Below are 12,364 nucleotides of genomic sequence, written 5' to 3'. Positions count from 1 at the left end.
TTTAACCCTCTCGACTCTCAAAATCGATACGAGGATCGACAAGGGTATAGGTGATGTCTGATACCAGCTTTAATAGAAGCCCCACTAGGGTGAAGATGTAGAGCGTACCGAAAATAACAGGGTAATCTCGGTTGATAACCGCCTCATAGCCAAGCAGCCCTAAACCATCCAGTGAGAAGATCACCTCAATCAACATCGATCCTGTGAAGAAAATACCAATCAATGCAGCAGGCATACCCGCTATGATCAGTAGCATGGCATTTCGGAATACATGGCCGTAAAGAACCTGATGCTCGGTTAAACCCTTAGCCCGAGCGGTCAGTGCATACTGCTTATGGATCTCATCAAGGAAGGTGTTTTTAGTCAGCATGGTCAGCGTTGCGAAGCTGGAAATAACGGACGCTAGGATTGGTAGAGCAAGGTGCCAGAAGTAATCCCCGATTTTTTCGATCAGAGTCATCTCTTCAAATCCGGGTGAAGTTAAGCCTCGCAACGGAAACCACTCAAAGTAGGTGCCGCCGGCAAATAGTACGATCAGTAAAATAGCAAACAAGAAGTTTGGGATCGCGTAGCCAACAATGATGATGCTGGAACTCCAGATATCAAAAGGGGAGCCATCTCGAACCGCTTTTCGAATGCCTAAAGGAATGGAGACTAGGTAGGTGATCAGTGTGGTCCATAGCCCAAGAGAGATCGAGACAGGCATCTTTTCGATAATCAGATCAACCACCGGTTTATCACTGAAAAAACTACGGCCAAAATCGAAGGTTAGATAGTCTGTCAGCATCTTAAAAAACCGCTCATGGGCCGGCTTGTCAAAGCCATAGAGTTGTTCGATCTCAGCAACCAGTGCGGGGTCCATGCCTTGGGCACCCCGATATTTTGAATCGCCGCCTTGTGCATCGGCGCTGATATCTGAACGCTCTCCTGAACCAATACGACTGGTCGCATCAACCGAAAAACCCTGTAGGTGAGCGAGAGCTTGTTCAACCGGTCCACCAGGCGCCAGTTGAATAATTAGGAAGTTCAACAGCAAGATACCGAACAGCGTCGGTATCATGAGCAGTAATCGTCGAACAATGTACGCTGCCATTATGGCTTAGCCCACCAGGTATCCAGTCCAATGGTGTAGGTGGGGCGAATCGCAGGTAACTCAAATTTATCCCAGTAGGCGACACGGTGTGAGTCGATGTGGAACTGAGGCACCACAAAATGGTTCCACTGCAATACTCGATCCAGTGCTCGAGCACGCAGCACAAGCTGCTCACGATCCGGAGCTTGAATCAGAAGCTCCACTAACTGATCAATCGCGGGATCTTTGATGCCGATTAGATTTCTGCTACCGGGTTGATCGGCGGCTTCCGATCCCCAAAATTCGCGCTGCTCATTGCCTGGTGAGCTGCTCTGTCCAAAGCTGCCGACGATCATGTCGAAGTCAGTTGAACGAAGACGATTAATATACTGGGATACATCAACGATGCGGATGCTGACCTGCATCCCCAGTTTCTCTAGATTTTGAATAAAGGGTGCAACGACGCGTTCAAAATCCTTTTGCACCAGTAGTATTTCGAAATTGAATGAATCTCCGGCATCATTAACCAATTTGCCATCTTTTAGTGTCCAGCCAGCCTCTTTTAAAAGTTTAAGTGCTGTGCGAAGTTGAGTTCGGTTGCGCCCATCCCCTTTGGTGGTTGGCGCTTGGTAAACGGTTGTAAACACCTCATCCGGAATCTGGCCTCTGAACGGCTCTAAAATGGCCAACTCTTTTTCACTGGGTAGTTCAGTGGCGGCCATCTCTGAATTAGAGAAGAAACTGTGACTGCGAGTGTATGCGCTGTAAAACAGGTTGGCATTGGTCCACTCAAAATCGAAGCCGTGTGCGATGGCTGATCGAACACGAGGATCACTGAACTTGTCGAGGCGCGTATTCATGATAAAGGCTTGCATACCAGCCGGGTTGGCATCAGCAATCAGCTCCTTCTTAATACGACCCTCATCAAATGCCGGGCCCGTATAGCTGGTCGCCCAGTTTTTAGAGGAGTTCTCCTCTCTAAAGTCATACTCTTCAGCTTTGAATGCCTCCAGTGCGACGGTGCTGTCACGGTAGTAATCAAACTGCATGGCATCAAAGTTGTAGCGACCGCGGTTAACCGGAAGGTCGGTTCCCCAATAATCTGGGTTGCGCTTGTAGGTAATGGTTCTACCCGCTTCAAAAGAGTCTACAACGTAGGGCCCTGAACCCAAGATAGGGTCCAGCGAAGGCTTGGTGAAGTCTCGTTCTTTCCAATAGTTCGCAGAGAGAATAGGGACCTCGCCAATGATCAATGGCAATTCGCGGTTCTCTTCACTGCCAAACTCAAAACGGACAGTATGGTCTGTAATAGCGGTGATTGAACGGATGTCGCGGTAGTAAGCTTTGTAGAAGGGTGAGCCCTGTTCACGCAATAGTCTGAAGGTCTCGATGACATCGATTGCTGTCACAGGGGTACCATCGCTGAAACGTGCCTGCTTACGAAGATCAAACTCAACCCAGGCTCTGGATTCAGGCATACGGACCGCTTCGGCTAGTAAGCCGTACTGAGTGAAGGGTTCGTCGTAAGAGCGAGCCATCAGGGTGTCAAAGGTTAATCCGGTACCATCCGCTGCTGTGCCTTTGATAATAAAAGGGTTAAAGCTATCAAAAGTGCCGTTGGCGGCCTGTTTAAAAACTCCGCCTTTAGGTGCTTCTGGGTTAACGTACTCAAAATGACTAAACCCTGCATCGTATTTCAGGTCGCCGTGCATCGCGATCCCGTGCGAAGACTCGACACTGGCATGAGCCGTCAGTGCAACGGCGAATGAGAGAATGGCGCCTATTTTTTTTATGGAATTTTTTTGAATAGAACCCAAAGCCACGGAAACCTCCAACGAAACAGTTTATAAAACTATACGTTAGAAATAGGGTGCTAGGGTTAAAAATTCAACTTATTTTGTTGAATTGAGTGACTCAGCAAGCTTTTCCAGTTGCTGATGACGTTCGCCACGAGGCGTCTCTTGGCTTTTAAGCTGCTGATCCAACTCCATCAGCTTAGTCAGCTTGATTTGATCGCCCATCGAGAGACTGCGAATGAGGTCTTGATCAACCCATTCGCGGATGCGTTTCATCACAACTACTTTGAAGACCACAGCTAGAACCACCGAGATGACGATGATTGCAATGCCTAAAGTATCCATTAGCCCTGCTCAGGTTGTTTAACGCGAAGGGGTTGGCCTGGCATCAATAGGGTATCGATGCTGATGTCGTTCCATTTAAGCAGTTGCTGAACACTGATGTTGTGGCGCTGCGCAATGACGCTGAGGTTATCACCCTTGCGGACCAAGTACTGTGCAGTTGAAGAGGCTTGAGCATCGGCTTTGAAAATCGCTAAACGCTCACCAATTTTAAGCGTCTTAGAGATGCCAAAGTTGTTCCAGCGAGCGATCGACTTATGATCAACGCCGTAGATTTTCGCAATTTTCCAGAGCGAATCACCGGATTTAACCGTGTGAAGAATCTTTTTACTGCCTGCGGGTGCGCTCTTGCGGATACTGGCGGTGCGACGTTGCGTATCACTCAAGCGGTACTGGCTGGCATCAACCAGCGCTGATGGGATCAATAGAGATTGGCCAACGCGAATCAGAGAACTTTTCAAATCATTCGAGGTCTGAATGGTCGAAATGTTTGTGTTAAAGCGCTTAGCGATGACCGATAAGCTATCGCCAGGCTTAACTTCGTAACGAGCCCAGTTGATTCTGTCTGAAGGGGCGAGTGATGCTAGTTCGGTTTTAAAGCGCGCCGCGTTATCAACTGGAACCAATAGCTGGTGCGGGCCCTCTGGGTCCGTAGCCCATTGTGAAAATCCCGCGTTGAGCTTGTAGATCTCATCCAGTTCCACTCCGCTCAACTCAGCAGCGCGTGACAGATCGATCTGCCCCCCAGTATCGACGATTTCAAAATAGGGTTTGTCTGCAAGAGGCGCTAAAGCAAGACCATGCTTGTCTGGGTTTTTGAACACCTCAGAGATCGCTAGAATTTTAGGGACGTAGTGGCGAGTCTCACGCGGCAGTTTTAGATTCCAAAAATCGGTTGGCTTGCCGGCTTTTTTATTGCGTTTAACTGCACGACCTACGGTTCCCTCACCGGCGTTGTAAGCGGCCATGGCCAACAACCAATCCCCATCGAGGTAGTCGTGCAGATACTCTAGGTAGTCCAATGCCGCATGCGTTGATGCAACAATGTCGCGTCGACCGTCGTACCACCAGTTACGCTTAAGACCGAAATGATCGCCGGTTGCTGGCATGAACTGCCATGCTCCAGACGCTTTAGCCGGTGATTTGGCAAATGGGTCGTAAGAGGACTCTACTGCTGGTATTAGAGCGATCTCTGCCGGCATGCCACGTTTGATCACTTCATGCAGTACAAAGTGGTAGTAACGAGAGGCGCGGCCTGTTAAGCGGTTCAAATATTTGTCGTGCTCAACATACCAATCGATATGCTGTTGAACGACCTTTTTGTCCAGGTTGTGGTTGAGTCGCATGTTGTTGCGGGTTATTTCCCACAAGTCTGCTTTCTTTGGATCTTTCTCAAGTTCTAGAAGTACCGATTTAATCGGGGCTTCATCCCACTCTGGCTTCACTTTGGGTTCGGTACGCTGAACAAGAACAGGCTCGCTCTCAAGCACCTGGACAGGCTCGGTTGGACTCTGCTGTGCGCTCTGTTGTGTCGCGACGGTCTGACAGCCTGCGAGTGTGATCGCAAGGGCGCCAACCATCAGTGTCGATTTCAACTTTGCCATAGTGCCTTTCTGGACATTTATACCGAAAATTTAAAGCCGCAATTCTACCTGTGAGGGGCTATTGGGTCAATTTCATTAATTTTCTGTTAAGGAATAAAAAGTCCACTTCATAGATCACTATTTAGAAGCTGTTCTTCCATTCTCGCAGTGCCGCCAAGGTCTCGACTCCAGCACAGAGTGTTTGGTTGGAATAGTGGCTGGCGCTCTGAATTAATGCCGCTTCACGCGTTCGCATGTAGGGGTTTATCTGGCGTTCTAATCCGATGCTGCTTGGCAGTGTCGGTCTGTTATCGGATCTTAGCTGTTCGCATCGAGTGATCGCTTGGTCGATGTCACTATTTTCTGGGTCAGCGGCTTTGGCAAAGGCCAGGTTGGCTAGAGAGTACTCATGCGTACAGTAGACCTCGGTCGCATCCGGTAGGCTTGCAAAGTAGTCCATTGCTTGTTGCATCTGATCTGCACTTCCCTCAAACAGGCGACCGCAGCCAGCTAAAAACAGTGTATCGCCACAGAACAGCTGTGGTGTATCGCCGTTAACTAAGTAGGCGATATGATCCAGAGTGTGTGCAGGGACAGCTTTGATACATAGAGACGCCCCAAACAGCTCAATGGAGTCTCCGTCAGATAGAGGGTGTGTTACACCAGGAAACTTTGACTCAGATGAGCCGTAAACAGGCACTGAGTATCGCGCATTCAAGGCGTCAACACCGCCAGTATGATCTCGGTGGTGATGGGTGACTAGGATAGCAGCCAATGTTTTGTTGGATTGAGTCAGATGCTGTTCAACCACATCCGCATCACCTGGATCGACAACGGCAATGGATGAGTCATCAGGTGATTCGATGACCCAGATATAGTTATCGTCAAATGCGGGTAATGGGGTTAGCTTAAACATCCTGAACTCCGAGGCTGAAATTTCCCCTCAGGTTACCTAGAATAGAGATCAATGAGAACCTCATTTGAAGGTGAAAACGATGAGTAGTGTGACTGATTTGAACGCAGTCAGCGAACTGCAAGCCTGGTACGACTCAGAGTTGGGGCAGCAGTTTTTGGCACAAGAGCGCCAGATGATCGAGCGTGCATTGCTCTCCGTGCAGGGCAGTCGTCTATTACAGGTTACTTTGGACGGTCGTCAGTGGCTCTGTGATACAGCCAGAGCTCAGCACGCTGTATTGGTTGCTCCTAGAGTTGAGCTAGGGATGGAAGAACGAACCCTAATTGCAACGCCAGAAGAGCTGCCCGTGCAGTCGGCGGTCATTGATATTTTGGTATTGCACCATGCTCATGAGTTTTCTGCGGATCCACACCAAGTTATTCGTGAAGCGGCCCGTATCCTTCGCCCTGGTGGTCATCTGATTTTGTTGGGTTTTAATCCGACCTCCTGGTTAGGGTTGCACTCACAGTTTAAGAGAAATCAGGGCGCCCCTTGGCGTGCCCAATTTATCTCGCAACACCGTTTAGGCGATTGGTTTAAGTTGCTGCAGCTCTCATCCTTAGGTGGGGACTCTAAAGAGTTCAACTACCCTCTGGAGAGTAACCAGTGGCGGCAACGGATCAGGCCTGTGGCCAAGGTGATTAAGGCGTTGCCGTTTAAATCCGGCAATCTATTCACAATAACAGCAAGAAAAGATGTAGCGGGTCTCACACCACTGCAACCGCAGTGGAATCGTCGTCTACTTGGCAAGTTACAAGTGATAGAATCTAAAGCAACAAGTGCTGGTGTAAGGCGAAATAAGAGTTGAAAGTAGTCACGATATATACCGACGGGGCCTGTAAAGGTAATCCTGGGCCTGGTGGTTGGGGTGCGCTATTAAGTTATGGCGGTGCTGAGAAAGAGATGTGGGGTGGGGAGCATGAAACCACCAATAATCGCATGGAGATCATGGCGGCTATCGAATCGCTAGAGTGTTTAAAACGACCCTCTAAGGTAATTCTCTACACAGATTCGGAATACCTGCGCAAAGGGATCACAGAGTGGATCCACGGCTGGATGAAGCGAAATTGGAAAAACTCCCAGGGCAAGCCGGTTAAAAATGCCGAGCTTTGGCAGCGACTTCATCAGGCGACACAACAACATGACATTGAGTGGCGATGGGTTAAGGGCCATAGTGGTGATCCAGGTAATGAACGAGCCGATCAGTTGGCTAATCGCGGATATGAGGAACAGCTCTAATGAGTCGTCAAATTGTACTCGATACTGAAACCACCGGTCTTGAGCCCGAAGAGGGTCACAACATCATCGAGATCGGTTGTGTGGAGATGGTGGCACGCCGCTTAACCGGTAACAACTACCATCAATACATTCTGCCCGATCGTGAGGTTGATGCTGAGGCGATGCAGGTCCACGGCATTACCAATGAATTTTTGGCAGACAAGCCTAAGTTCAATGTTGTGATGCACGAATTCATTGAATATGTGCGTGGTGCCGAACTGATCATCCATAACGCGTCGTTCGATGTCGGCTTCATTAATAAGGAGTTTGAGCGCAACGGGATTAAAGAGCGCATCGAAGAGTTCTGTACGATTACCGACAGCTTAGCCTTAGCGCGTAAAAAACACCCTGGTCAGAAGAACAACCTAGATGCTCTCTGTCGTCGGTACTTTATAGATAACTCGCACCGTGAATTGCACGGCGCCTTGCTCGACTCTGAAATCCTAGCCGATGTCTATTTGGCGATTACGGGTGGTCAAACCGCCTTGAGTCTATCGGTGGATGGGCAAGATGAAGAGGGTGGTGGACAGCGAATCAGACGCCTTACTCCTGAACAGGTTTCTGGTCTTAAAGTGTTGAAAGCGAGTGAAGATGACCTCACTGAGCACGAACGTTTTTTGGATATGCTGGATAAGAAATCAGACGGCGCTGTGTGGCGAAACCTTTCTCAGGAGTCGTGAGACTCTAGCCATTCAATCAAACGTTGAATGGCGTTGCCACGCGTGCGACTCAACTGCCTTTCCAAGCCAAGGTCCGTTAGGTAAGTCTTGATCTGTTCGACAGTGGATCCCTGATCAATCTGGTGCTTAAAAAGCTGAATCAGAGCAGTAATCTGACGGCTCTCTGAGCACCCATCGAACTGAATAAAACCCTTTTCACTACTCAGTTTTAGCCAAGTCTGACTGGCACAACCGGTGACGAGATTTTCTGGTCGCTTTAGGCTTGGGTCTATTGAGACTGATCCCAAACTCATCAGTGCATTCAGTCGTGTTGGCCAATCTTTCGCTTGCTCAACCTGTTCTATCCAAAGCTTTGCTGAATCGCTATTCGATGTCTCATCACTCGTCACAGGTTGATGGCTACAGAGTGAACGCAAAAGGGCGATACAAGTGTCTAGCTCTTCAATTGTGTTATAAAACGCTAAAGAGATGCGCACAGAAGAGTGCAATCCAAATGACTGCATGAGCGGTTGCGCGCAGTGGCTACCGGCACGAACAGCGATGCCCTGTGCATCGAGTTGAGCGGCTATGTCGTCGGCATTGATCGTCTCATGATAGAAACTCACAATGGGTAAGCTGAACTCTCCAGCAGGGAGTATTTTAATCCCCTCTATGGATTTGAGTCCCTGCAAGAGGTGACTGGTCAGTTGCTGCTCGTGCTCTTCTATCTCTGCACGGTCTAGATTGTTTAGGTACTCAGCGGCAGCTGCCAATCCAATGGCGCCGGCAATATCGGGCGTGCCCGCTTCAAAGCGCAGCGGCGCCTCGGCATACTGGGTCTCAGTTAAGCTGACCGACTCAATCATCTCGCCGCCAACTTGCCAAGGGGGCATCGCATTAAGCAGAGCCTCTTTCCCGTAAAGAACCCCAATACCGGTCGGACCAAACATCTTGTGACCCGAAAACGCATAAAAATCAGCGTCAAGATCCTGCATGTCCAAGACCAGGTGCGGTGCCGCTTGAGCCCCATCGATCAGAGTCGTTAGGCCCTCTCTCTTGGCCAGTTTTACCATCTCTTTAATGGGGTAGACGGTGCCTAGGACATTGGAGGCGTGGGGTAGTACCACCAGTTTTGGATTGAGTTTAAGGTAGCTTTGGTACTGATCTGAATTGAGTTCACCTGACGCTGTCAGTTCGATGACGTCTAAGTGGGCGCCAACCTGCTGCGCTAATCGCTGAAACGGAAGAATCGCAGCGTGATGAGCAGAGATAGCGATAACAATGCGATCACCTGCCTTGAGAATGGGTCTTAGGTAACTCTCGGCGACGAGATTGAGACCTTCGGTTGCACCTCGAGTCCAGACAATTTCATTGGGTTTAGCATTAATGAACTGTGCTAATTGACCTCGAGCCTGTTCAAAGTGTGCGGTTGCTAGGCTGCTCAGGTGGTGAGCCGCACGGTGAACATTGGCATTCTCTTTCCGATAAAACTGAGTTATTGCATCGATCACTTCGCGCGGTTTTTGAGTGGTAGCCCCGTTATCGAAGTAGATCAGGGGTTTCCCATCAACTCGTGTATTGAGGATAGGAAAGCTCGAACGTATTCGTCGCAGGGTTTGGCTGTCCATCAGTGACTGGTTAGCTCACGCAGCCAGCGACTCTGCCAGCGTGTATACATCATCGCAGCGGTAAACAGAGTCGAAATCAACAACACTTCAATCACACCATAGAGGGCTAAATGGGGTTGGATAGCCGTCAGTACACTGCCCAAGAAATAGAGCAGCAATACGAAGCAGAGCCAAGCGTGAGGACGCGGTGTGCCCTTTAATATAGCGGGTGTAAAACCGATCAGTGGCAGTAAGTGAACCAGCCAAATCACCCAAGGGTTATCTCCAGAACTCGGTGCTAACCATAAGAAACGTAGAGTGTAGAAGATTAAAAGGGCGATAAAGCTGACACGGGTAATTAAACCACTGATTGACGCTTTGCGTTGTAGAGACATGTTAACTCCTTTAACGACTGCTCAAACGCTGCGCTAGGGTACCCAAACGTTTACCCTGAGCGACGGCAATTCTCTGTTCGTCTTGTGATAGGCGGTGACTGTTTTGCGATACCTGACTGGCACCGTAAGGTGTGCCACCACGGGTGGTTGAGTGCAGTTCAGCAACATTATAGGGAACACCGACTAACAGCATTCCTTGATGGATCAAAGGCAGAGCCATAGAGAGCAGCGTACTCTCTTGACCGCCATGCAGTGAGCTGGATGAGGTGAACAGTGTTGCCGGTTTATCGATCAGCGAGCCAGACAGCCACTCTGACGTGGTCGTCTCGATAAATGCGCTTAACGCACTGGCCATATGACCAAACCGGGTTGGACTTCCTAATGCTAGGCCTGAGCACTCTCTTAAATCGTCCTGTGTGACATAGAGTGTCCCTTCACTATCTGCGAGGTCAGACGTTTCTGCAGCCGGAACGGTTCTTATTTGAGCGTTAATACCAGATTGTTCAATGCCCAGTGCGATCGATTCAGCCAGCGCACGGGTCGCGCCATGACGACTGTAGAATAGAACCAGTACGTACGGCGCAGACATATTACAGAATCTCTAATACTTGCTCAGGAGGGCGGCCAATGCGCGCCTTGTCACCGTTGATCACAACGGGACGCTCCATCAGTTTTGGGTACTCAACCATAGCGTCGATCAATGCATCAGCTGAGGACTCTTTAGTCAGACCGGCCAACTTGAACTCATCCTCTTTGGTGCGCACTAGGTCGATTGGTGTTACACCCAGTGCGGCAATCAATTGACGAAGCTCATCAGCGGATAGAGGCTCTTTTAAATACTCACGAACGGTGAGTTCAGCCCCTTGCTCTTCAACCAGTGCCAAAGTTTGACGTGATTTAGAGCAGCGAGGGTTGTGAAGAATAGTGATGCTCATTGAAATAGTTCCTTATTGGCCCAGTTTCGCGATCAGCGCGTCCACTGCGTTATCCAGTGGAAGATCCGAGGCTTCAGCATCACGTCGACCTTTGTACTCAAGTTGACCGGCTGCAATGCCTCGGTCTGAGATCACTAGGCGGTGTGGAATGCCTGTTAGCTCCATGTCGGCAAATTTAACCCCTGGGCGCTCTTTTCGGTCGTCTAGTAGTACATCAACACCTTTTGCCTTCAGTTCTGAGTAGAGTTTGTCCGATAGCGCTTTTACGTCATCAGATTTATCGTAGTTCAGTGGTACTAGAGCAACGGTGAAAGGTGCTAGAGATTCTGGCCAGATGATGCCGTTCTCATCGTGATTCTGCTCAATGGCAGCTGCAACGACACGAGTAACACCGATACCGTAACAACCCATGGTCATTGGCACCGCTTTGCCGTTTTCATCCAATACCGTTGCATTCATCGCTTCGGAGTACTTCAAGCCCAACTGGAAAATGTGTCCCACTTCGATACCGCGACGAATGTTCAGCGTACCTTTGCCGTCTGGACTTGGATCGCCAACCTGCACGTTGCGAAGGTCTGCAACGCGTGGGGTTGGAAGATCACGCTCCCAGTTAATTCCGAAATAGTGTTTACCATCGATGTTAGCACCGGCACCAAAGTCCGACGCGCACGCCACTGCACGATCAATAACGATCGGAATAGGAAGGTTGACTGGACCAAGGGAGCCTGGACCAGCGCCCACAATCGCGCGAATCTCTTCTTCAGTCGCCATAGTCAGAGGAGAGGCAACTTCAGGCTGCTTCTCCGCCTTAATCTCATTTAACTCATGGTCGCCACGAACCAGAAGGGCAACGATCTCTGAATCAACCTCGTCCGACGCTTTGACCATTAAGGTTTTAATCGTCTTCTCGATCGGTAGGTTGTGCTGTTCAACGAGCGCGGCAATGGTTTTAGCATCAGGCGTGTCAACCAAACGCATCTCTTCTGTAGGTGCATCCGGAGCGGCTTTAGGTGCGATTGCTTCCGCCATTTCAACATTGGCTGCGTAATCGCTGCTGTCAGAGAAGGCGATATCATCTTCACCAGAAGCGGCAAGAACGTGAAACTCATGAGAGCCGGTACCCCCAATAGAACCGTTATCGGCAATGACTGGACGGTAATCTAGGTTAAGGCGGTCGAAGATGCGAACGTAAGCATCAAAGTAGTCGTCGTACGTCTTCTGTAGTGACTCTTGGTTGATGTGGAAGGAGTAGCCATCCTTCATAACAAATTCACGTGAGCGCATTACACCGAAACGCGGACGAATCTCATCACGGAATTTGGTTTGAATTTGGTAAAAGTTAGCCGGTAGCTGTTTGTAACTCTTAAGCTGGTTGCGAACCAGATCGGTAATCACCTCTTCGTGAGTCGGTCCAACACAGAAATCACGCTGGTGACGATCTTTCAAACGGAGCAGTTCAGGTCCGTACTGTTCCCAGCGGCCTGACTCTTGCCACAATTCAGCCGGCTGAATCGCAGGCATCAGTAGCTCCTGAGCACCCGAAGCATCGAGCTCTTCGCGAATGATCTTTTCAACCTTGCGCAGTGTTTTAAGACCCATCGGTAGCCAGGTGTATAGGCCTGATGCCAGTTTGCGGATGAGGCCCGCACGAAGCATTAACTGATGACTGATAACCTCTGCATCAGCAGGAGTCTCTTTGACGGTCGCAATAAGAAATTGACTAGCACGCATGGTGAAATTGT

At 49.6% G+C, this 12,364-nt stretch carries 13 protein-coding genes; 3 read left to right on the top strand and 10 right to left on the bottom strand.

Features of this window, described 5'->3' with window-relative positions; all coding sequences use genetic code 11:
• Window position 1: 1 nt before the first annotated feature.
• From XMD579_RS07020 to gloB, 5 genes are all read right to left on the bottom strand, one after another.
• Window positions 2–1,093, bottom strand: coding sequence for a microcin C ABC transporter permease YejB (locus XMD579_RS07020; RefSeq protein ID WP_173484077.1), 1,092 nt, complete (start codon window positions 1,091–1,093; stop codon window positions 2–4).
• Window positions 1,093–2,895 carry an extracellular solute-binding protein gene (locus XMD579_RS07015; protein ID WP_371731515.1) on the bottom strand — a complete coding sequence of 601 codons (1,803 nt, stop codon included), beginning with the start codon at window positions 2,893–2,895 and terminating at the stop codon, window positions 1,093–1,095. Before XMD579_RS07015 ends, XMD579_RS07020 begins: the two co-directional genes overlap by 1 nt.
• Window positions 2,896–2,964: 69 nt before the next feature.
• Entirely contained in the window at window positions 2,965–3,213 is a 249-nt protein-coding gene (locus tag XMD579_RS07010; protein WP_173484076.1) for a hypothetical protein, read from the bottom strand.
• Window positions 3,213–4,814: a LysM peptidoglycan-binding domain-containing protein gene (locus XMD579_RS07005; RefSeq protein WP_173506125.1), complete on the bottom strand. Its 1,602-nt coding sequence runs from the start codon at window positions 4,812–4,814 to the stop codon at window positions 3,213–3,215. Before XMD579_RS07005 ends, XMD579_RS07010 begins: the two co-directional genes overlap by 1 nt.
• 121 nt (window positions 4,815–4,935) lie before the next feature.
• Window positions 4,936–5,709 carry a hydroxyacylglutathione hydrolase gene (gene gloB, locus XMD579_RS07000; protein ID WP_173484074.1) on the bottom strand — a complete coding sequence of 258 codons (774 nt, stop codon included), beginning with the start codon at window positions 5,707–5,709 and terminating at the stop codon, window positions 4,936–4,938.
• A 79-nt stretch (window positions 5,710–5,788) separates the two neighbouring features.
• Here gloB and XMD579_RS06995 point away from each other — a divergent pair, with 79 nt between their 5' ends.
• The 3 genes from XMD579_RS06995 to dnaQ are packed head-to-tail and all read left to right on the top strand — an operon-like array spanning window position 5,789 to window position 7,706.
• Entirely contained in the window at window positions 5,789–6,556 is a 768-nt protein-coding gene (locus XMD579_RS06995; RefSeq protein WP_173482104.1) for a class I SAM-dependent methyltransferase, read from the top strand.
• A complete protein-coding gene (gene rnhA / locus XMD579_RS06990; RefSeq protein ID WP_173483475.1) occupies window positions 6,553–6,987 on the top strand; it encodes a ribonuclease HI in 435 nt (144 codons plus the stop codon). Before XMD579_RS06995 ends, rnhA begins: the two co-directional genes overlap by 4 nt.
• Complete coding sequence (gene dnaQ, locus XMD579_RS06985) at window positions 6,987–7,706, top strand: DNA polymerase III subunit epsilon (protein ID WP_173482102.1); 720 nt, start codon at window positions 6,987–6,989, stop codon at window positions 7,704–7,706. The genes rnhA and dnaQ overlap by 1 nt, the downstream gene beginning before the upstream one ends.
• Here the strand turns inward: dnaQ and XMD579_RS06980 are convergent.
• Genes XMD579_RS06980 through XMD579_RS06960 form a run of 5 tightly spaced genes read right to left on the bottom strand, consistent with a single transcriptional unit; the run spans window position 7,694 to window position 12,353 of the window.
• A complete protein-coding gene (locus XMD579_RS06980) occupies window positions 7,694–9,313 on the bottom strand; it encodes a SufS family cysteine desulfurase (protein ID WP_173482101.1) in 1,620 nt (539 codons plus the stop codon). The genes dnaQ and XMD579_RS06980 overlap by 13 nt on opposite strands.
• Complete coding sequence (locus XMD579_RS06975) at window positions 9,313–9,687, bottom strand: DUF2069 domain-containing protein (protein WP_173506124.1); 375 nt, start codon at window positions 9,685–9,687, stop codon at window positions 9,313–9,315. Before XMD579_RS06975 ends, XMD579_RS06980 begins: the two co-directional genes overlap by 1 nt.
• A gap of 10 nt (window positions 9,688–9,697) precedes the next feature.
• On the bottom strand, window positions 9,698–10,276 hold the full coding sequence (gene wrbA / locus XMD579_RS06970) for an NAD(P)H:quinone oxidoreductase (protein ID WP_173498708.1): 579 nt from the start codon (window positions 10,274–10,276) through the stop codon (window positions 9,698–9,700).
• A 1-nt stretch (window position 10,277) separates the two neighbouring features.
• The gene (gene arsC / locus XMD579_RS06965; RefSeq protein WP_173482098.1) at window positions 10,278–10,622 is read right to left on the bottom strand and encodes an arsenate reductase (glutaredoxin); all 345 of its coding nucleotides are present in this window, start codon (window positions 10,620–10,622) and stop codon (window positions 10,278–10,280) included.
• A 12-nt stretch (window positions 10,623–10,634) separates the two neighbouring features.
• Window positions 10,635–12,353 carry a proline--tRNA ligase gene (locus XMD579_RS06960; protein WP_173482097.1) on the bottom strand — a complete coding sequence of 573 codons (1,719 nt, stop codon included), beginning with the start codon at window positions 12,351–12,353 and terminating at the stop codon, window positions 10,635–10,637.
• Window positions 12,354–12,364 lie beyond the last annotated feature (11 nt).

This window comes from Marinobacterium sp. xm-d-579 (genome assembly GCF_013282935.1).
GTDB lineage: Bacteria > Pseudomonadota > Gammaproteobacteria > Pseudomonadales > Balneatricaceae > Marinobacterium_E.
This window is presented reverse-complemented; position numbering and strand designations above follow the sequence as displayed.